The organism is Nocardia sp. NPDC005825 (assembly GCF_040630175.1).
Lineage (GTDB): Bacteria > Actinomycetota > Actinomycetes > Mycobacteriales > Mycobacteriaceae > Nocardia.
The window spans coordinates 36,317-56,791 of the sequence record NZ_JBEXXC010000002.1 but is presented as its reverse complement, the minus strand read 5'-3'; the positions used below and the strand labels follow the sequence as shown (position 1 = coordinate 56,791).

The 20,475-nt window shown below is 62.0% G+C and carries 17 protein-coding genes; 11 read left to right on the top strand and 6 right to left on the bottom strand.

What is annotated here, in order from left to right; genetic code table 11:
* Window positions 1–4 precede the first annotated feature (4 nt).
* The 5 genes from ABZ382_RS04910 to ABZ382_RS04890 all read left to right on the top strand — a co-directional run bounded on the left by ABZ382_RS04910 (window position 5) and on the right by ABZ382_RS04890 (window position 5,258).
* On the top strand, window positions 5–910 hold the full coding sequence (locus tag ABZ382_RS04910; RefSeq protein ID WP_357084208.1) for an aminoglycoside phosphotransferase family protein: 906 nt from the start codon (window positions 5–7) through the stop codon (window positions 908–910).
* 347 nt (window positions 911–1,257) lie between these two features.
* A complete protein-coding gene (locus ABZ382_RS04905) occupies window positions 1,258–2,163 on the top strand; it encodes an aminoglycoside phosphotransferase family protein (protein WP_357084205.1) in 906 nt (301 codons plus the stop codon).
* A gap of 638 nt (window positions 2,164–2,801) precedes the next feature.
* Entirely contained in the window at window positions 2,802–2,957 is a 156-nt protein-coding gene (locus tag ABZ382_RS04900; protein ID WP_357084203.1) for a hypothetical protein, read from the top strand.
* Window positions 2,954–3,928: a radical SAM protein gene (locus tag ABZ382_RS04895; RefSeq protein WP_357084200.1), complete on the top strand. Its 975-nt coding sequence runs from the start codon at window positions 2,954–2,956 to the stop codon at window positions 3,926–3,928. Before ABZ382_RS04900 ends, ABZ382_RS04895 begins: the two co-directional genes overlap by 4 nt.
* Window positions 3,929–4,019: 91 nt before the next feature.
* The gene (locus ABZ382_RS04890) at window positions 4,020–5,258 is read left to right on the top strand and encodes a glutamate-1-semialdehyde 2,1-aminomutase (protein WP_357084198.1); all 1,239 of its coding nucleotides are present in this window, start codon (window positions 4,020–4,022) and stop codon (window positions 5,256–5,258) included.
* A gap of 153 nt (window positions 5,259–5,411) precedes the next feature.
* On the opposite strand, the gene ABZ382_RS04885 is transcribed toward ABZ382_RS04890, so the two are convergent.
* Genes ABZ382_RS04885 through ABZ382_RS04870 form a run of 4 tightly spaced genes read right to left on the bottom strand, consistent with a single transcriptional unit; the run spans window position 5,412 to window position 10,472 of the window.
* Window positions 5,412–6,005, bottom strand: a complete 594-nt coding sequence (locus ABZ382_RS04885; protein ID WP_357084195.1) for a GNAT family N-acetyltransferase — start codon at window positions 6,003–6,005, stop codon at window positions 5,412–5,414.
* Window positions 5,989–7,878: a hypothetical protein gene (locus ABZ382_RS04880; protein WP_357084192.1), complete on the bottom strand. Its 1,890-nt coding sequence runs from the start codon at window positions 7,876–7,878 to the stop codon at window positions 5,989–5,991. The genes ABZ382_RS04885 and ABZ382_RS04880 overlap by 17 nt, the downstream gene beginning before the upstream one ends.
* Before the next feature lie 25 nt (window positions 7,879–7,903).
* Window positions 7,904–8,905, bottom strand: a complete 1,002-nt coding sequence (locus tag ABZ382_RS04875) for a hypothetical protein (protein ID WP_357084189.1) — start codon at window positions 8,903–8,905, stop codon at window positions 7,904–7,906.
* A 43-nt stretch (window positions 8,906–8,948) separates the two neighbouring features.
* Window positions 8,949–10,472 carry a hypothetical protein gene (locus ABZ382_RS04870; protein WP_357084186.1) on the bottom strand — a complete coding sequence of 508 codons (1,524 nt, stop codon included), beginning with the start codon at window positions 10,470–10,472 and terminating at the stop codon, window positions 8,949–8,951.
* A gap of 766 nt (window positions 10,473–11,238) precedes the next feature.
* Between ABZ382_RS04870 and ABZ382_RS04865 the strand changes: the two genes are divergently transcribed.
* Window positions 11,239–11,952 carry a hypothetical protein gene (locus ABZ382_RS04865; protein WP_357085862.1) on the top strand — a complete coding sequence of 238 codons (714 nt, stop codon included), beginning with the start codon at window positions 11,239–11,241 and terminating at the stop codon, window positions 11,950–11,952.
* Between the two features lie 66 nt (window positions 11,953–12,018).
* On the opposite strand, the gene ABZ382_RS04860 is transcribed toward ABZ382_RS04865, so the two are convergent.
* The gene (locus ABZ382_RS04860; protein ID WP_357084183.1) at window positions 12,019–13,383 is read right to left on the bottom strand and encodes an amidohydrolase family protein; all 1,365 of its coding nucleotides are present in this window, start codon (window positions 13,381–13,383) and stop codon (window positions 12,019–12,021) included.
* Between the two features lie 1,562 nt (window positions 13,384–14,945).
* On the opposite strand from ABZ382_RS04860, the gene ABZ382_RS04855 reads away from it, so the two are divergent.
* The 4 genes from ABZ382_RS04855 (at window position 14,946) to ABZ382_RS04840 (ending at window position 17,760) form a co-directional block, all read left to right on the top strand.
* Window positions 14,946–16,154, top strand: coding sequence for a hypothetical protein (locus tag ABZ382_RS04855; protein WP_357084180.1), 1,209 nt, complete (start codon window positions 14,946–14,948; stop codon window positions 16,152–16,154).
* Window positions 16,142–16,912 (top strand): hypothetical protein, encoded by a 771-nt coding sequence (locus ABZ382_RS04850; RefSeq protein WP_357084177.1) that lies wholly within the window; start codon window positions 16,142–16,144, stop codon window positions 16,910–16,912. The genes ABZ382_RS04855 and ABZ382_RS04850 overlap by 13 nt, the downstream gene beginning before the upstream one ends.
* Before the next feature lie 138 nt (window positions 16,913–17,050).
* The gene (locus ABZ382_RS04845) at window positions 17,051–17,548 is read left to right on the top strand and encodes a hypothetical protein (protein ID WP_357084175.1); all 498 of its coding nucleotides are present in this window, start codon (window positions 17,051–17,053) and stop codon (window positions 17,546–17,548) included.
* Complete coding sequence (locus ABZ382_RS04840) at window positions 17,542–17,760, top strand: hypothetical protein (protein WP_357084172.1); 219 nt, start codon at window positions 17,542–17,544, stop codon at window positions 17,758–17,760. Before ABZ382_RS04845 ends, ABZ382_RS04840 begins: the two co-directional genes overlap by 7 nt.
* A gap of 786 nt (window positions 17,761–18,546) precedes the next feature.
* Here the strand turns inward: ABZ382_RS04840 and ABZ382_RS04835 are convergent.
* The gene (locus tag ABZ382_RS04835) at window positions 18,547–19,116 is read right to left on the bottom strand and encodes a hypothetical protein (RefSeq protein ID WP_357084169.1); all 570 of its coding nucleotides are present in this window, start codon (window positions 19,114–19,116) and stop codon (window positions 18,547–18,549) included.
* Between the two features lie 126 nt (window positions 19,117–19,242).
* Here ABZ382_RS04835 and ABZ382_RS04830 point away from each other — a divergent pair, with 126 nt between their 5' ends.
* Window positions 19,243–20,475: a DUF4192 domain-containing protein gene (locus ABZ382_RS04830; RefSeq protein WP_357084166.1), complete on the top strand. Its 1,233-nt coding sequence runs from the start codon at window positions 19,243–19,245 to the stop codon at window positions 20,473–20,475.

Genomic DNA, 20,475 nt, shown 5'->3' with positions numbered 1-20,475 from the left:
CTGCATGCCGACGCACCCCCTTGCCGCCCTGCAAGCCGCGTGCACCATCCGCGGAATCGATTGCGCAGGAGCACAACTGATCCACCACTCATCGAACGCCGTCTACGTGCTCCCAAGGCCCGGCGCGGTCGCACGCGTCAGCACCAAGGAAGCCTCCGGACATCAGGCCATCCGAAGTTCGAAGGTCACTCGCTGGCTCAGTGAAATCCACCAGTTCGGGGCCACGGCACCGCTTCCCGGAGTTGAGCCGGTCCAACTCGACGAATCCACCGCCGTCGGATTCTGGGTCTACTACCCCCAACCGGCCGGCGAAATGGCCCCGAACTCGCGAGAACTCGGGACATTGCTGCGCACCCTGCATGCTCTGCCCGACTCGCCTCCCATCGAGCTCGGCACGTGGACGCCGCTGGAATCCCTCTACGCCACCCTGCTCGACGACGACACCGCCAGCGCCCTCGACGACCCCGAACACAGCTGGCTACTCGACCGGATCGCCGAAATCCGGCACGAGATCACCGACCTGGAATGGGCCCTGGAGCCCGGCCTCATCCACGGCGACGCCTGGGCGGGAAACCTGCTGTGGGACATCACAACCAATCCGGCCCGGGCCATACTCGGCGATTGGGACTGGGTGTGTGTCGGCCCCCGCGAAGTCGACCTCATCCCGACCTGGCACGCGTCCGTCCGGTACGGCCGCGATCGTGACTGGGTCGAGAACTTCATCACCGCCTACGGCTTCGACCTCGCTACCTGGCCCGGATACGACACCCTGATGGATATGCGTGACCTGGTCCAAGTCTCCGGACCTCTCCGGCGCGCCAGCACCTCAGCCGTCCACGCCGCCAGACTCCACCAACGTGTCACCGACATACGCGCCAGAAACCGCACCACACGATGGACCAGCTACTAACCCTGGCGGCACCGAACCGATGCCTCCGTCTGCGCCAAGTTTGGCCAATTACCTTCCGAATCCGCTCGCGCCGCCGCACCGGCCCCGACCGCAACCGACCGCCTCACAAGTCGGCACTGTGGAGCAACAGCCAGAGAGCGACCAGCCCGAGCCCCCTGCGCCGGAAGCGATTCCGGTGTCCCCGCACTTGCTGTGTACGGCGACTGCTACGGTCGAGCCCATTGGAGTGTCAGACCAGCCGCAGAACGTCGCCGGGCCGCGGACGACCTGCGCCGCCTCGCATCGCCCCATCAGAACCTGGCCGAGGTTGCAGAGTTGACGGACCGCATCGAGGGGCTTGTTGCCGTATGAGTTTTGAGACGGTCGCCGACTCATCCGAAGCAATTCTCCATGCCGCGTGCGCCCGCGCGGGTGTCCGATCCGATGGGGCCGTCGTCCTCAATCGCAGCGAGAACGTCATCTACAAGCTCCCCGGCGGGATCGTGGCGCGAGTAGCTCGGGCCGGCCAGCAGGCCGCGGCGCGGCGCGAGGTCGAAGTCTCGCGATGGCTCGAATCGGCACGGATGTCGGCGGTGCGCGTTGTTCCCGAGATCGAGCAGCCCGTCGTCGTTGACGAACGGGCAGTCACGTTCTGGGTGGAGCTCCCGCCCCACCACCATGGCACCCCCATTCAGGTGGCTGGCGCGCTGCGCAAGCTACACGCCCTGGCACCGCCGTTGGACCTACACTTCGGCACCCTGGACCCATTTGTGCGGCTGGACAAACGAATTGAAGGCGCGACCACTATCTCAGCGGACGACCGGGCCTGGATGCGTGAGCACCTGGCCGAATTGAAGGAGCGATGGAGTCAGCTGCCGGCTGGGCTGCCGTGGTGCGTCGTACATGGTGACGCTTGGGTGGGCAACGTCGTCGGCACCGATAGCGGCGAGACAATCCTGCTCGACCTGGAGCGAACCTCCATCGGCCCGCCGGAGTGGGACACCGTCCACACCGCGATCAAGTTCAAGACCCTCGGCCAGATCAGCGCAAGGGAGTACGACGCCTTCTGCGATGTCTACGGGCACGACGTGACTACCTGGGCGGGATATGTACTGCTGCGCGACCTTCGCGAGTTCCGCATGACCAGCATGGCAACGCAAACCGCGGTCACCATCCCCGCAGACCGAGCCCAGGCCGATCACCGAATCGCCTGCCTTCGAGGAAAGTTCGGTCCGCGGCCATGGGCAGGCTGGCGACCGGTGCCATCGCAGTGAAACCCGCGCTGTGACCGCGATGCAATCACCACACCGGCAACTCATCGGCAATCATCATGACGGTTCATCGCAACCATCGCCACCAGGACCTCACAGCACCCAAGATCGGGAAGACAGCGACCTCGGAACAAGCACCCTCAGCCCCTTCAGCAACGGGTTGAGACCTCCCGAAGGAGCGATAGCGACCGGCGACGGCCCGACAGCCGGGGTGCCGTAGTGGCGGTTACGACCCCCGTGGGGACGATAGCGACGGTGTTCGGCGGGCCGCACAGTTCGAACACGGAGGCCGATCGATTCGACGGCATCGTCTCAGCGCGGACGGCCGTCGCCGTTGCGCCGGCAACGACGGCGGCCAGCCCACAGCGCAATTACTCGCTGCGATTTGGCACCGATTCCTAGGTACACTTGCCGCCGAAAGTCGTTGCAGACCTGCGTATTCAATCATGAGTCACCGGCGGCACAGCTGTCTGATCGTGAGCCAGAGAGGCCATCGGCAATTTCGTGGGTAGCGCTGCGCAGTCGACCTTGAGCGCCACCGGCGGCGCCGTCAACCGTCATTCACCCACAGCGGCAATGGTTTGGCAGCCACTCACAGCAGCAAAGGTTTGGAAACCTGGTACGGCGGTACGCCTCAGCCCATGCGCGCTGGTGAGCAAGGCCCTTTCGGCGGCTTGTTCGCCGCCGCTGCAACACCGCCGGCCAAGCCGGAAAGATCTCTGAAATATGTTGTCTGCCAAGGCTTTATTGTCGGCGAGCTGGGGGATATCATGTGTGATACAGAGGAGGAGCGATGATGGAGCCAGAGGCACGTTTCGCTGAGAAGACCACTCCCTACTTGCGCGAAAGGGTTGCCGAGAGTGCAGCCTTACGTCAGATGTACCTCTTCGATCCAGAACATGAGGATTTGCCCGCAGACACCGATCGAGACCTTCTCCACGAGAAGATCAATTCACCCCTGTTCGGGACAGTACGCAAATTCGAGGGGCGGCTGCTCGTACTGTTGTCCTACACTTGTGCAGCCAATTGCCGCTACTGCGAACGGCAGGATCGGGTTGGCGTGGGATTGGACAAGATCGGGCGCCTGTCCCCAGCCCAGATCGATCGGATCGTGGATTATGTCGCCAGCGACAGCTCGCTATACGAGGTCATCGCCAGTGGCGGCGATCCACTGATGCACCCGCGCGGGCTCGAACAGCTGTTCACCGCGTTGTCTTCGCTGGAGCACATCCGTGTGCTGCGTATCCACACTCGCTTCCCGTTGCAGTGGCCCGAGAGAGTCAAGATGGATCTCCTGCGACGGCTGGGAGAGCTCCGGCCGGTCGTCTACTTGAGCCTGCACGTGGACCATCCTGATGAATTGACCCAACCCGTAGTCGAATTGATCAGAAAGCTCCGTGAATTCGGGATCCTGCTCATTAGCCAAAGCGTCTTCTTGAAGGGCGTGAACGATGACGTAGCCACCTTGGAAAGGCTGTTTCTTCAGCTCTTCCATCTGGGTGTACGGCCCTACTACATCTATCACTGCCAGCGCATTCCGACCACCGACCGCTTCGAGATGGCGTTGAAGGACGAGGTCGAGATCATGTCGGCGTTACGTGAGCGGCTGAGCGGTCTGGCTTTCCCACAGCACGTGCTCGACTTGCCCGGCGCCCGGGGCAAGGTGGTTGTGCCCTCGCACCATTGGGATGTCAATATGGGTCATGTGCGCGACTTCGACGGTCTGACCGTTGATACCGAAAGCTGGCTCCGGTCTATGCCGCACTGACCTTGAGAAGTGCAATCACGATTGGCGCGATAGCGACAGTGAGGGCAGTTGTACTGTCCCGTTTCAAGCGCATACAGATCATGGAGCCGGCATGCCAGGCAGTGACGCTTTTCTACAAACCAGCGAATCGTTGTTCGAACGGGCTCGGCGGGTAATGCCCGGAGGTGTGAACAGCCCAGTCAGAGCATTCACGGCAGTGGGCGGTACTCCCTATTTCGTCGCGCGGGCCGAGGGGCCGTATATCTGGGACGTTGAGGGCCGGCGGTATATCGATCTCGTTCAGGGATATGGGCCGATCATCGCAGGTCACGCGCATCCGAAGATCGTGGACGCGGTTCAGCAGGCCGCGGCAGGCGGAACTACCTACGGCGCCCCGACCGAACGTGAGGTCTTGCTAGCCGAGGCGATCTGTTCGCGGGTGCCATCGTGCGAGATGGTGCGCCTGGTATCCAGCGGCACCGAGGCGACGATGTCTGCCATCCGCGTGGCCCGGGGGTTCACTGGCCGGTCTCGCATGTTGAAGTTCGTCGGCAACTATCATGGCCACAGTGACCAGTTGCTCGTTGCTTCTGGAAGTGGTGTGGCGGCGCTCGGCTTGCCGGGATCGGCCGGTGTCACACATGCGGCGGTCTCGGACACGGTGGTCGCTCCCTACAATCAGGTGCCCGTATTGGACGAGCAGTTCGCGTGCGTGATCGTGGAACCCGTCGCCGGCAACATGGGCTTGGTGCCACCCGCCGACGGGTTTCTCGAGGGCTTGCGTGACGAGTGCGACCGGGTCGGTGCGTTGCTGATTTTCGACGAGGTGATCACCGGCTTCCGGGTGGCCCGGGGCGGAGCGCAGGAACTCTACGGGATCATCCCCGACCTGACGACATTCGGCAAGGTCCTCGGAGGTGGCCTCAACATCGGTGCATACGGAGGACGGGCCGATGTCATGAGCGAAGTGGCGCCGCTTGGCCCGGTGTATCAGGCTGGCACTTTATCTGGAAATCCCCTGGCTACCGCGGCCGGGCTGGCAGTGCTCGAACTACTCGACGAGGCGGCTTACACCACCCTGCACGAGCGAGCACAGACTCTCGCAGGGCACCTTCGCCAGGGGCTCGACAAGGCGGGGATTACTGCTCAAGTTCCGGTCGTGTTTTCGCTCGTGGGACTCCATATAGGAAACGGAGAATCTACCGACGTGCACGGTTATGCCGATCTGTTCCATCGATTGCTCGCTCGTGGCATTGCTATCGCGCCGAGACCATACGAGATCCTTTTTCCTGGATTGGCTCATACCGACGAAGTACTGGCCGAGATCGGCGAGGCTATTGCGCGGTGCTGACCTGACAGACGTGCGCGCGAGCATCAGCCGGCGAACGCGCAGGTGCGCATGCACTCGACCCTTGCCGTACGGAAGATTTCCAATGTCCGAACGATGACCATGATCAGGCCCTGGGGACTGCCAGGGTGACCCGCGCGTCTAGTTCCGGATTCTTCACATGGACGACCGGCTCAGCGGCATCCACAGGAAGTGCCTGGAGTGTCCCATAGGATAGTCCGCGAGCTGGCCGAACGTCCGGTAACCCCTACGCTGGTAAAAATCGGGTGCCTGAAAGCTGAAGGTGTCCAGCCATACAGCGGCACACCCCCGTACGCGGGCCGCGGATTCGACTTTCCGCAAAAGATATGTGCCCAGGCCCTGTCCACGGCTGTCGTCGGCAACCCATAGGTATTCAACGAATAGCCACCCCCATTGCGTAAATCCGGTGACGCCCGCAACAAGAACCCCGTCACACTCGGCAAACACCCCTATCGGCACCGCGGCATCGGCACCGTCCACACGCAGATTGTGCGCGGCGAGACCAGCTTTCACTGCAGCTGCTCTGGCTGCAGTCACCTCATCGGTAATGGTCAGATTCAGCTGAACCGAAGGCAAGTCGGCGGCGTGCATAATAATACCGAGTATTCCACAGAAGGCCGCCACCTCGAGATCTAAATGAGCGGTCCGGGAAAATTCTCGCCACACCAGGCAGTAATTGACTTCCAAAGGAGAACAAACCGACATTCCGGTTTCATTGACATCGAGCAAAAAGGTAATCCAATGCCACACTGAAAGCTGCGACAAACGGATATCCGGTAGGGCAGGCTTGCCGGTCCTCGTCGCTGCCACGGGCGCCAGCGAGCACGAACCGCCTGACCAGTTCTTTCTCGTCAACCTCGTACATGCATCCGGATGCCACCTGCCAACCATCCAGGGCGATGCGGAACCCAAGCGCCAGGCCGGTCTTGGGGTTGCGGGCTGTGTCGAAATTGCCAGCCGGTTCCGGATGATCGGTCACTACTACGATACGTTCGCCTGTTTCGAGCCTGACGGCGTCGCCGATATTGCGCATAAGTCCGAAATCTAGCCATGCACCGTATATGTCCGGGTAACCGTAACGGCGCACCATCGATAGCGCAGTTTCGTAGGTGAGTCGACGGGACATAGGAGCAGTCCCGGGCGCCATGTCGGTACTGCCGGAACATGTTTTCAGCACAATGCCCTCGACGAGCGTCAGTGCCAGCTCGACTACCTGGCCTAGGTCCAGCGGTTCCTGGATACCAGCCGATAGTAGGTAGGTCTCAGCGATATCGGCCGGAGCCCAGGAAGAATCAGGGAACCAGACGGGCCCGACTTCGTACACACGACCAGCCCCCGGCGTACCCGCAGGGTCTATCTCGAACCGGATCGAGCTGCGTAACGCACCGCCCGATCGTGCCGCCGAGCTCATACACGGAGTCTGGATCTCGAGGAACCCCGCAGAGGCCATGTAATCCCGAACTACCGCCAGCATCTGCGCCTTGCGGCTGAGCCCTGGGCCAGCCAGCCTGGGGCCGCTCAGTTGAGGTGTCGGGATCTTATACGCGTTGTCGCCCGGCAAGTCCAGTTCGCCGGCCACAGTTCGCGCCCAGTCCCGGACGACCTCCTTGGCTTTGTTGACCTCTCGCTGCCTCGCTTCGAGCCCGCTGCGCGCTTCGGAAGCGATCTCGTCCAATTGCACCACCGTCCATGACCGGTGCATTATCTGCCGGGTGATGGACGGCGAGGACATGTCCAGTACCAGTGGGACACTGTCACCGCTGGCGAGTACATCGAACACCCGCTCCGCGTAACTGCGCGACTCTGGCGCCGGCGCCAGACATATGACAATGGCCTTGACGGTCTTTAGGAAGCCGAACTCTCCCCATGGCACCGGCACGAATCGCTCCGATGACCTGCCTGCCACCGCTGACGCCGTTCGATTGACCACCATAAGGGTGTGATTGGTCTCTTTCAACAGAATCTCGGCCAGCAGCTGGCCCGTACGGCCGAAACCCAGAACGGCGATCTCCGCGGCCTCGGTTCTGAGTGCGTTCTTTAAGCGACCTGCCACGATGCGTTCGAGGCAGGTGTTGCCCTGCTGAAGCGCGGTACGTAGCCGCACGTCTCTCAACAGCCCCGCAAACCGCCGACTGACGAGTGCAAATGGGGAGTGGTGCTCGTCCGCGCCCTGTGCAGAACGCATCCCGTGCACCACCTGCGAATAGACCTGAGTGTCGCCGAGCACCACACTGCGGAGGCCGATAGCCACTTCACCGAGGTACTCGAGGGCCGCCATGCCGTAGTAATGATGCACTTGGGACAGCACACGCCCGAGATCCGGTGCTACCTCAAGCCACCGATCAAGTAACACCTCGCGAACGAAATCGGGATCGGTATCGACAGACACCGTTGCCACGACGATAACCGCATTGCATTTCTCGATGACAGCGATGTCCTCCAGGGGCCACACCAGACGGCAACGAAGAACTGCAGCGGCGCTGAGTCCGGAATCTGCTGGAATGAGCGCAGCCTCGAGGAGGGAGCTGCTCGATCGCCGCAGACGCCGCAATTCGAAGGACAAAACGTGCAGACGCTCGCAGCGCCGGGGTGACGATCGCATCGAAGCAGGCTTCCAGTCTCAGTGGCTACGTAGTAGCCGATGGCGGCCGCCACTGGGGTGCCTTGCGATCGATAACCAGCGCCATGACGTCGGCGAATGTGGTGCCGGCGTAGCCAGCTGCGACTGCGAAGGACGCCTTTCCCGGTCGTACCTCGGGGTTGGGCGTCATCTCAAGGAACCAGACTCTGCCGGCAGAGTCCACACGGCAGTCCAGGCGCGCGTAGTCCCTTTGCGAGGTGAGCGTGAATCCGGCGCAGGCCATCCGGTAGATCTCGCCAACCACGCAGGCATCCCAATGGTCTATCGGACCGTACTGCAATCCCCGCTTCGATCGCTTGGAAATCGCATCGAAGACGAACGGCGTCCGATGGTCCAGGTCCAGGCGATTCAGAGCGAGAGCCGGAAGGCAGTAAGGTTCACTGTCTCCAATCACAGGCACGGTCACATCGATCCCGTGGATGTATTCCTGAATCAGGAACGGGCCTGGCACATGAGCTCGCAGGGTGCGAATTGCCTCGCGCACATCGCCAATGTCATTGGGAAGCAGGCGCAGCCCGACACTTGCTTCCTCGTAGGCTGGCTTGACGACCACTAGGTCGGAGTTGGCTATCGGTGCCAGCAAATCCGCATCCTCGAGAGACCGGAGAGAAGGAACGAGGACCGAGGCCGGGCAGAGGAACCCACAACTGGCCATGAGCTCTGAGGTGTGTGGCTTGTTGGCACTGAGCATCAATCCGATGGGCGTAGCACCGCGGTAGTCGAACCCTCCGCTTTCCAGGACATAGGTGGGGTATATGCCCTGGTGCATCAATTCGAAGCCGAACGTGTAGTTGAAGACGATCTCTTCCCGGACCAGATCACTTTGCCATCCCGGGAATGCGGTGTTGATAACCCTCACAACCCCGTACGTCCGCTCAAGCTCGGCACAGAGAAGTGCGAGATCTTCGGGCGATTCAAAGTTTCCCGCAACTTCACTGAATGTTCCTGGGGGCGGCGCATCGGGGACGAAACCGAGAAAAGTGAGCATGACTACCGTATATCCTCTAGTGATGATCTCATGAAAACGCATATCAAACGATAATAAAATCCAGGACGGTCGAAATTCGCGACGATCGTGCAGCTTCCGGATGGAATGCATCCAGTGGTGCCGACCGGTGGAAGATGGCCGATGTCGGCGACAGGTAGAGGGAATCTATTGCGGAAGCTGGAATGTGGAGCACCTCATCATGATGTAGCTCGATCAATTGCAGGACGGATGAGGCCACGCTTGCAAGGTGGACCGCAATCGGGTGGCTGACGCGCGATCGGGGAGTGTTGATACTGCGGTTGATCGCGAACAAGCCGAGGTCACCGATTGCGGGCAGCACGTCCCTAAGGGCACTGAACCCCTCTCCTTGTTTTGTCACGCGGAAGATCCCGGCAGCCGAGCTGAGCTTCAGGTGCTCAAGCAAAGCTGAGTTGGCATGAGCAGACGCCATGGTCACGAAGCATCCCTGCTTGTCGTTGAACGTGCTGGACTGTATGCCGTGAAGCGAGGAGTCCGGCGACCCGGCGGTGCCGGCAATGTGCATGCCGTTCGAAAATCGACATCCGCCCCCGGACGGTGTGCGCACGTTGATATCGGCAGGGACCGAAGTTTCGATGAGCTTGTCCACTTCCCCGGCATCAGCTATCCCACGGACTAGGCAGCTGAATCGCTTCCCCGTCGCTTCACCTGCGGTACTGGCGGCGAAGGCATCCTGAACGGGGAGGGCGCAATGGAACGGCATCATAGACGGGCCTGGTAATTGAACCTCCTCGCTGAAGAACAGCGAGGTGGCTTCACCCGGTTCGACGACGAACATATACCGGTCACCCAGCGGATGGGCGAATATCGTTCCTGAAATGGTGCCGTCCTGCATATCCCAGTCCACAACAGACAGGTCCTGCACCACTCTGGTTCGTTCACGTATATCGGCACTGGTGCCCGCAAGGTAACTGTACTGGTTTACCAGCCTATCGCGATGGTAGCGCAGGCCGTCACCATTAAGAACAAACCCAAGTTCACGCGAAATCCTCCGCAACGAAACGCCCAGAGCGGTACATACAGCGGTCGCATACGACTCGAAGAACTTGTCGAAGTCCATCGATGGCGGGTCCGCGACGTAATAAGATCCCACATCCTTGCCCGGCGCTTTCAGCCAGAGGGGCGTGAGCTCAGCAAGAGTACTTGGTGGAGATGTCCTGTCAGTTGTCAGCACAGCTTGATCGGCAAGGAGATTCTCAAGTAAGCTAAGGACTCGGCGTTTTTCCTCGGTCATATACACAAAGAACTGAGTCGATCCAAATGTGAATGTCTGGACTTGTACACAGCGTGGCTTACCACTTTGGGCAAAGCTTCGACGTGTAGTTTGAACCGTCCGGTTCAACTCGATGCCGAACCAGGTCCCTAGCATTTCGGCAATTACAGGCTGATGGAATAAGGTTCGATGAGTACCTTGATCCGGATGGGTGAAGAACTGGTTGATGATCGTAAGTTTCACGTCATCATCAGTAGCATTCAGTGCGTTGATCGTAACTGATCGAGATCCCGGTGATGCGAGGATGTGCTGCACCACAGTGGCGATATCTGCCGGAGCCGGTCGCCCTGGCAACATCAGTTTTGCTATGGCGGAGTCCAGACTTCTGCCTCCAGGAAGGACCGGCATTACGTCCACCAACTTGCTATCGAGTACGGAAAAGCTGTTATCGAGTGATCATGCGAAGGACTCGACCACTGCCGAAGCTGCGGCCGATCCTCGGTTCGAAGCCGACGATCAGGTCAGTGCCGAAGGCGCGACGCTATCCGATAACGCACCGCCATCAGGGCCGGCACGCTGATACATGGCTGTTGTCCGCAGGCGCCGCGCGGGAACCGCTTTCGTGACGTCACCAGAGCACAGCAGCGACCCTGCACGCGCGTGTGCGCATTTCTGCCACTGATCGAGAAGTCTGCGGGCGTGGCAGCCTGAGTACAGTTCCTGCAGCTGCGAAAATTGCTGCAGCGCAGCGGTCTCCCGGCCCGTGTATTTCGGCATCGGAGCTACGACGACCCCAAAGGGGCAGCGAAGCATACCGTTCTGGATCGAATCCTCCGGCGCAAGCACTCGCATCCACACCGCCTCCTGCCGACGCGGCGTCAGTCCCGCCCACGTCATTTGTCAGGGTATCACTTCACGCCCCGAGGCCGCGCGAAAACGGCCACGCCCCAGTAACTTTCGGTGTCCACCGCTCTCCTCGATGCTAGGCTCGGCGTGTGATCGCGCATGCAATGAGATCCTCCGTACGACGGGGTCCCGTGCAGCCTGACGGCGCGGAGGTCGACAGGTGACTCGCGTAGCGATGTGGTCGGGGCCCAGGTTCATGTCGACCGCACTACTGCGGTCCTGGGAATCGCGGGCCGACACCGCGACCGCGGACGAGCCCTTCTACGGCTACTTTCTGGCAGCGACAGGAGCTGACCGACCCGGCCGCGACGACGCGCTTGCGTCGATGCCTCAGCAATGGAGCGAGGTCGTGCGGTGGCTAGAGGGACCCATCCCTGACGGCAAGGCCATCTGGTATCAGAAACACCATTCCCTGCACCTGGTCGGCGAAATGCCCTGGCAGTGGATCAGTGGAATGACGAACTGCTTTCTCATTCGAGACCCCCGCTTGGTGATCAAGTCATACAGCCGGATTCGACCCGAATTCACGGCCGATGACCTGGGCTACAAGCAGCTGGTGGAGGTTTTCGACTTCGTGCGCTCCACCGCGATAACCCCTATCGTTGTTGATGCTTCAGATCTGCGGCGATCACCAGGCCCGCAGCTGGAAACGCTCTGTGCTGCGGTCGGAGTACCCTTCGACCCGGCAATGCTGAGGTGGGCGCCTGGTCGGCGCTCATCGGATCCACCACTGGGGGATCCTTGGTACCAAAACGTCCAACAGACCACAGGCTTCGCGGGAACAGACGATCCGGTGCCGGCGGTCCCCCGACAATATTGGAAAGTGCTTGAGCTCTGCACGAATCACTACGACTATCTGTCCATGTATCGACTGGGGGCCACAAGGTGAGCGGCACTAGAGCGCCACTAGAGACTGGGCCGGGCACCGTTGGTGCAGCAACGGTCGCCAGCCGGTTTAGATGTCGACTCTTTTCATGAGAGCCAGTGCTCGCCTCCGGCCCAGCCGATAGACCTCTTCCTCGTCAAATTGGGTGAGCCTGCCATTGTTCAATACAATGACACCATTCACCAGCACTGTGCGAACGCCCTTCGATCGCGCACCGAGCATCATGCTGCGTATTCGATTGATGCCCGGCTGCAACTCGGGAACCATCGACTCGCGAATCACTATGTCGGCGAGCTTCCCAGGCTCGATAGAGCCGATCCGATTCGACATCATGAGTGATCTAGCACCGCCCATTGTCGACATCTCAAGAAATGATTCTGCCGGAATGTAGTCGCCACCGGCGCGCATCGCCAGATATCCCAGCAGCGCCTGTTCTCCGTAGCCCCACGCTTTCGCAACATCGGATCCCAGCGCGATGGTTGTATTACGTGTTACAAGTTCCGCAATCGGCGACCGAGTATGCGCCGGGAGCGAATAGAAGAAGAACTGCCCAGGTATCCATACAATGGAGCTTCCGCTGTCGCCGACGGCTTCCTTGTCAGTATCGGACAATACGTTCATATGAGACAATGATACGTTGCGCCCCAGGAACCCAATCTTCTTGAGATGCGCAATGGGCGCTCGTCCATGCCGCTTCGTATCGCGAGCCACATCACGCGGCTCCATGGACTGATGCATGGTCAAGGACACATCGGCAGCATCGGCACGCGATTTAGCCTCAAGCAACAGCGTGTCGCTGGCGGTGCCCAGCCCCCAGAGCGCGATATGCCCGCGAACCAGACCATCGGATGCATTCCGCCAGAGCTGTCCACCCAGACGCTCGATCGCGCCCGACTTGTCACAGCTAAACTGCGCCAGCCCCCGCGTCCATTCGCCGTCTTCCAAATCCCACACGAACGGATCAGCGAGCAAACCTCTCATCCCCACACACTCGATGGCTTCGCTCACCGGCTCGGCATTGATCACCGAGCCCGAATCGGCGAATGTCGTGATGCCCGCTCGAACCATTTGCGATGCGGCCAGCAGAGCGCTGGCGTGTTCGTCCTCTGGAGTCAGCGCATTCAATGATCGAATAAGGCTTGTGAAGTAAGTAGACGAATTTGGAGCGTCAGGAAACGCTTCCCTCGTTAGATGCATGGAAACATGGGTGTGGCCGTCGACAAATCCCGGGTGAACGATACCTCCGCCCGCATCGAGTGTATTGCAGGTGCTATAGCGTTGGGCGATCACATGGTCCAGTCCAACATCGATAATCTTGTTCCCGGCGATCGCGATGGCCCCCGGTGCATACGTCCGTCGTTCGGCATCGACAGTCCATACCGCCGCATTCCGAATGAGCAGGGTACATTCCTTCACAGATCCTGCATTCGTCACACATAACACGGTAACGTCCAAGCCGTCCCGCGCGGAGTGCTTTGGACGATGGCGACGGGTCCGGAGCCTGACTCTCCCTGCCGGTACCATCGACCGACAGCGAGAGTGTTCGCCCGGTGCTCGTCCGGCTATCGGTGCCGACCGCACCTCGCCGGCTGCAGCGGGGAAATCGTATAGCCTGCTTCGAGTTACCGGTGTCATGACGTCTGCTCGCCTCCGCAGCACCCACCATCCGAGAAGCCTTCTACGTGACGTCCACCTTCACCTCTGGCACGCTGGAGGGACCCGCTCTTTTTCCGCACGTCAGGCTTCGGCGCCGTCGAGCTGGACGAGACCCTCGCCACAGCCGCTACGGCCGGTTGGGCCCTGCATGAACTTCCGCGTCGCCACGTTCCTCGCGCAGATGCCGTCCAGACCACGGCCGATCTCGCGACCAGCTCCTCGACCGAGGTGCCGTTGGTTCTGCGAACGTCACCCCGACGGCCGTGAGCTGTAGGCAGCGGTGCTTGCGCCAATTGCCTTGGCTCTTAACTGAATCTGCAAAGCGAGCCGCCGGATTTCTTCGGTGGGTGTGGTTGTTCGCGATCTCGCTGTTGCCGATGTCGCGCGCGGCCACGGCCGCCAGAGACCGGTCACGGCCGAACAGCAGGTGGCACACACTGCTACATCACATACTTCACGCAAAGTCCGAATTCAGCGACGCCAGACAAGGTCTGTGCGCAGCGCACTCACTCCTCCGGGGCATCACCCCCGGCCTCATCGAACGAGCCGCGGTACTGGTACATCGCGACCGCCGTGCCCATATACGTTGCGCCGTCATGGGCTCCACCAGCATTGGCGACAACTGACGGCGCCCAGCCAGCTCGGACGAAGCCCCGCACCTGCTCGATAGTCAGCGGCTGATGGGAAGGTCCTGCAGCCCAGCCGCCCTGGGCAGTGGTGAGCCATATCGCAAGATCGTCGGCGGTAGCGAAGACCGGTGACAATGGCGAACCGTCACTGACCGTTTCCCATAGTTGCCAGCCCCCCTTCCGGAGGCTCGACCTCTTTGCCCTCAGGCATCGAGTAGCCCCTCCAAAGCTTGCCGAGCGGCCAGTTGAACTCCCTCGGGACTCGCTTGATGGTTCTGCTCATCGGGCTTCCTCCAAGTCGGCGCCACTGTGTGGCCCCACATGCCGACCTCTACGGGATGTCGGGACTGCCTCCGTGAGTACCAGCGTGCACATCGGTTGTGGGTATGTCCAGGGGTTCTCACACAAGGCGTTCGCAACCTCGAGACTGATTCCCCTATTTTGGTCGGCCTCCCAGTGCGCTCTCCCCAGCCTCGCCCGCTTGGCCACAAACCAACTCATCTGCATCTGTGAGTGCCCGTCCGCTCACAGGCATGGCTGGCGCTCGGTCGAATCTCGTTCGCCGTCCGCTGCTGATCGGCTCACCAACGCAGCGAGATTTCGGCGGTATACGCCAGCAGCACGAGTGATGTGGCCGTGAACAGCGAGCACTCGCATGCCCTTCTCATGCTCTGCCTCCCCGTTCGCAATCGCCAAGGAAGGTCTCCAACTATGACCAATCCCCCTACGGCACTGGTCTTCTGCGACATCTGTGCCGCAGAACTTCCCGATGATCCACCCGCACGCGACCTCGGCCGCCTCTGCCCCGTTTGCGATAACCTTCCGCTCTGCGACGACTGTGGTGAGCGAACGTCGGCTGTTCGCCGCACCGTCGATGATGGGATCTTGTGCCCGCGGTGCGTCGGCCGATGGTCGCAGTGTGAGTGCTGCGAGCGCTATACCGCAGCCGGCGAGGACACCATCCACAACGGTGTCGTATGCGATCGGTGCAACGACGATCACTACTGGCGCTGCTCGGACTGCCGCCTGCTCGCCCGCTCATTGCGCACCGTCGATAGCGGTGACGAGGTTTGTGAGGACTGCCAGAACGTCTACCGCGAATGCGCAGACTGTGATCGCCTCGTCAGCGGCAGCGGCACCTACTGCACCGCATGCGATTTCGATCGCCGCGACGACCGCGTCCACGACTACTACTACAAACCCAATCCGGTGTTCCATGGGGAAGGCCCGGTCTACCTGGGATTGGAACTCGAGGTCAAGACCCCCGGTCACGCCCTCGAGGATTGCGTCGATATCGCCCTGAACCATCTCGGCGACGTGGGCTACCTGAAAGAAGACGGATCCATCGGCTACGGCGGCGGATTCGAACTGGTCACCCACCCGATGAGCTATGGGTGGGCCATCGAGCGGTTTCCCTGGAATGTCCTGCGGGAGCTTCGTATTCGCGGGGCCTATACCGACAATCAGGTCGGGATTCATGTCCATGTGTCCAGGGATGGGTTCGCTTCGCCGGCGCATGTGTATCGGTGGATGAAGTTCGTGTACCGCAACGAATCGTTCGCCACGCGCCTGGCGCGCCGTCGCAGCGACGACTGGGCCAGCTTCGACCCCGATGCCCGCGCCGAGATCGTCAACTTCGCCAAGGGCGACCGGTTCGGCTACGGCCGCTACCAAGCCATCAACGTGTGCCCGGCGGAGACCTTCGAGGTCCGCATCTTCGCCAGTTCACTCCTGCCACAGCAGGTCCAAGCCGCGCTGGCCTTCGTCGCGGCGTCGGTGGAATACACCCGCGATCTCAGCGTCGCCGATGTCGCTCGCCGACGCGGCTGGGAGTGGACCGCGTTCGTCACCTGGGTGCGCCATAACCCGATGTATCTGCCCTTGCTGGCGGAAATGGAGTCCCTCTCGTGTGCATCCTGACCTTCTTCAAGCCCGGCATCACCCCCAACCTGGATGCCCTGCGCGGCGGAGCAGCCGCTAACCCTCACGGACATGGTTTCGCTGTCGTCGGTGACAACCGGGTCCTCGTCGGCCGCGGCCTCGACGCCGCCACGGTGATCGAGGAATTCTCCTGCGTCCGTGCGCAATTCCCCGACCGCCCCGCACTGTTCCACTCTCGGTTCGCCACTCACGGCGTCATCGGCGAGCAGAACTGCCATCCGTTCGCAGTCGGCGGCGACGAACGGACGGTGATGGCACACAACGGGATTCTGCCCAACATCGTGCACCCCGGGCCCGGAGATCCGCGGTCGGACACCCGCGTGGCCGCCGAGGACTTCCTTCCGATCGAACCCTTCGGGCCACTGGACTCCTGGATAGGACGTGCCGGGCTCGAACACTGGCTGGCCGGCGACAGAATGATCGTGCTGACCGTCGACCCCCGATACAGGCACACGGCGTATGTGTTCAACGAACACCGGGGGCACTGGAGCAGCGACGGGATCTGGTACTCCAACCACTCCTACCTCTGGCACGACCTCGACACCGCCGACAAGCCCGGTGGCTACCTCTACGACTACTGCGACTACTGCGGCCAGTTCGACCTCTACCGCGTCGGCCCGCACTGCACGGCATGCGGCTTCTGCGACGAATGCTGGCGCGAGTTCCCCCACTGCGAATGCGAATTCCTCTCTGGGACAGACCGATACGCCGACCTGACCTTCACCGACGCCGCCTGACGGCGCCGCCACGGCTTCCCCATTCAGTTGCTGTTACGCCCGAGAAACGGAGTTCCGACATGACTCGTCCTCGACAGGCATCGATCCCGCATCGACCCACCGGGTTTCACCTTCCCGACCGTTCCGGCGGTGGTGTCGGTGAACGGTGATCTGAACAGTTACATCGCTCGGCTGCGCGTCGACCCGCGGTATCAGGAGGTCGTCCCGCAGCCGCCGGCAACCCGGGCCCTGATTGTCGGCTATCGAGCTTGCTTCGCCACTGCCCCAACGCCCGGGACGCCAGTGGCGACCTTCCCGGCGATCTCATCATCGGCGGCCACCAGTTTCCCGGCGCCGAAACTGGCGTTGATCTCGATCGAACGTGCGACCCAAGTCGTTCGTGTCCGGCCGGACGGCACCCGTGAAACCCGTTGGGAAGAGGACTACTTCCCCGCCTTCGGGGACTCAGGCATCCAATGGTGCCTGCTGCCCGTCGACCCCTCGCCCGACGGGCAGTTCGTCATCGCCGAAGGATGGTGGGCCGCCACCGGCTACCAGGCTGTCCTCACGCGATCCACGATCGCGAACGCCCCTTCCGCACCGACTGTCGTCGCCGTACACAACACCAACCCACGCACGGGCGGCAAAAGATGGTGATTTCCGACGCCGCCGCACTGATGTCGTGGATCGAGTCGTCGCTTCCCGAGCTCGATGTGGCGACATTCGGCCCCTGGCTCGCGCAGCCTGCGGGACCCGGTGCGGTGACGGCGCTCGTCCATGTCCGTGTGGAGTCAGCCGCACAACCGACGCGGTCGATCACGGTGACGCTGTGCGCCCACCCGATCGCCCCCGACCACGCCGCGAAGTAGTCGCCGCCGCTACCCGTCGCGTCACCGATTACAAGGAGCACGCTGTGAATCCCGAAGCATCATCGTCACATTCGTCGCGACCGCCCATCCCCGCTGATCTGCACCACGCTCCCCGAGCGCAGGGCTTGGTCATCCCGTACCTGACTTTGTGTCATCGCGGGCGGGTCGCACCGGTATGGGGCGCGATCGATCCCGAGCGGTATGCGGTGGTGCTCGCGTTGCGCCTGTGCCAGGTGTGTGGAGAAGCCCTCGGCGATGGTGAGGGGCCCGGCAACCAGGTCGTGGTCTTCATCCGACCCCAGGACTGGATTCGAGGAATCGGGCCCGAGCCCGGCCTTCATCCCGCATGCGCCGCCTACTCCACCCGAGGCTGCCCGATGTTGGCCGGCCGCATGCCCACCTACCGATCCAACGCAGTCGCGGCACGCATCGCACCATGCGGTGACCCCGACTGCGACTGCCCACAATGGGCTCCGCCCGGCCCAGAGTCCGACGAAGCCCAGCGTGCAGGTAAACCCGCCGAGCCCTGGTACTCCGCGTTGATCAACGCCCGCGACTACCAGATCGTGCGATACAGCGGCAACGAATCCGGGCCCTCCGGGTACGGCGTCGACCTCCGCAATGTTCGGCTCCTGCGCGTGCGGAGGGTAGGTGACACGGTCGAACGCGGTCGGACCGTTCTGGGCATGTTGGCAGACGCTCTGGACCTCTTTCGGCTCGCGGACCGCCGAGGACCCCGACATGGATCTGACTCCAACCGGGGCGATCGTTCGGTCGAATAGCCTCTCATCCTCTGGGGCCCTTGGGCCCTGCGGCACTCGGATGCGGGGGCACCGCGGGGGCAACGGTGTCCGAGACCTTGACCCCGAGCATCTGTCGCGCTGTTGGTTCAGCTTGAATCGGTGGGCCCGTTGGGCCTGCCTTCTTCGACGATGTCTTGCCTCTGGGCTCGTCCGCGGTGGTCGTACGTGAACTGGCCAGAAGTTGACGGGCGCGTTTGACGGTGACCTCGAGGAGATCGGCGAGTTCCTCATCGGTCTGTACCAGTGTGCGGACACCCGCAGCAGCCGTCGCCTGTGCTTGTTCGTGGGTCGAGATCTCCTTCGCCGCACGAGAGTTCACGACATCGATTTGCGCGCGCAGCGCTGCCACATCACTGTCACGGCGCTGCTCGGCATCGGCGATCGCATTCCAGGCGACGAGGTAGTCCTCCACGCCGCGGGTGATCGCCTTCTCTCGTACCACCGCCGCAGTACGACGTTGCAGACTGCGCTGCCGTGAACGTTGCCGGCGGGCAACAAGCTCCGCAGAACTCGCCGGGAAACGACTACGGCGCGGACGAGGGGCTTCGGTCATGACAGACCACTCCTGTCAGGCGTGCGACAACCCGATACATCCCTCGCGCATATCACGCTACCGGCCGCCCACCGCCTCCCCGAAGCCCGCTGTCAATCCGTTACGCGGACACCGCCGATAGACGCGGTGATTCACCGGCTGGCCTCACTTCACATCCGGCCGGATCAGCACGACGCGGTCGACCGGACGCTGCCCAGCAGATTCCGGCCGTCCGATGCGCCTTCAACTAACCCCGGAGGAGTTCCTTTCATGCCGTTGCCTGTGCCCATTGACGAACCCGGCGAACTCATTGCCGCCGTACCCGCTCTACTCGGCTTCACGCCGACCCGGTCACTAGTCCTCATCTATTTGAGTGACGACACCCCCTGCGAGGGAACAACATCAGTGCACGCCATCACTCGCACCGAGTCGCCGCTTGAACACGACCGGCCTTCCGATCGTGAGATCGGACAATCCGTCGCCCGGGTCTGCGCGCGGGCTCAAAGCCGCGCAGTGCTGGCGGTTCTGGTCGACGACCGATTGTCTCGCCCCACCGCAGCCTGCCCCATCAGTGAACGCTGGCGCTCGGCACTCGATATGTTGCGCGGGGCTCTGGTGTCCAACGGCCTCGAGCTCGCAGGGGCGTGGAGCGTGCGTTCAATCGCCACTGACGCCGACTGGTGGGACGAACTAGCTCCCGAGCGGCACGGGAACCTGCCTGATCCGGCGACCTCGTTCATCGCTGTCGAACTCGTTCACGCCGGTCGGCCGATCCATCAGACCCGTGCCGATCTCCACGTTCTAGTCGATATCGATGTGGCGCTTCGAGATCGCGTCAGTGTGGCCTTGCCGGTGGCCGCCGCTGACGCGCATCGACGCTTGGTCCGAGCCGTGCGAATCGGCGATCCGGACTCGTACACCAGGCAGGCGTTGTGGCAGGTCATGCACGTCATCAAACACACGTCCACCTTCCAGGTGCCCGAGCCGCGCGTGCTGGCCGAAGTCTCTGTCGCCCTGCGAGATAAGGCGGTGCGCGATGTCATGTTCGGTGTCGACGACGGCGAGTACGCCGCCCACGCGGAATTCCTGTGGTCCATCCTCGTGCGGTCCCTACCCGATCCGGATCGCGCCGAGGCAGCCACCCTGTTCGCGTTCACCGCCTACCGCCGGGGACTCGGGGTGCTCGCGGGAATCGCCATCGACGCCGCGTTGTCCTCGGACCCCGACCACCGAATGGCACAGCTGCTCGACATCGCCTTGTCGAACGTCCTTCCACCACAGCGACTACAGCCACTGTGCCGAGCCGCAATCGAAACCGCCGCCGAGCTGCGCGTCGACATCGGTGCATCCGAACCCAATTCACCAACACAGGAGTCCTGA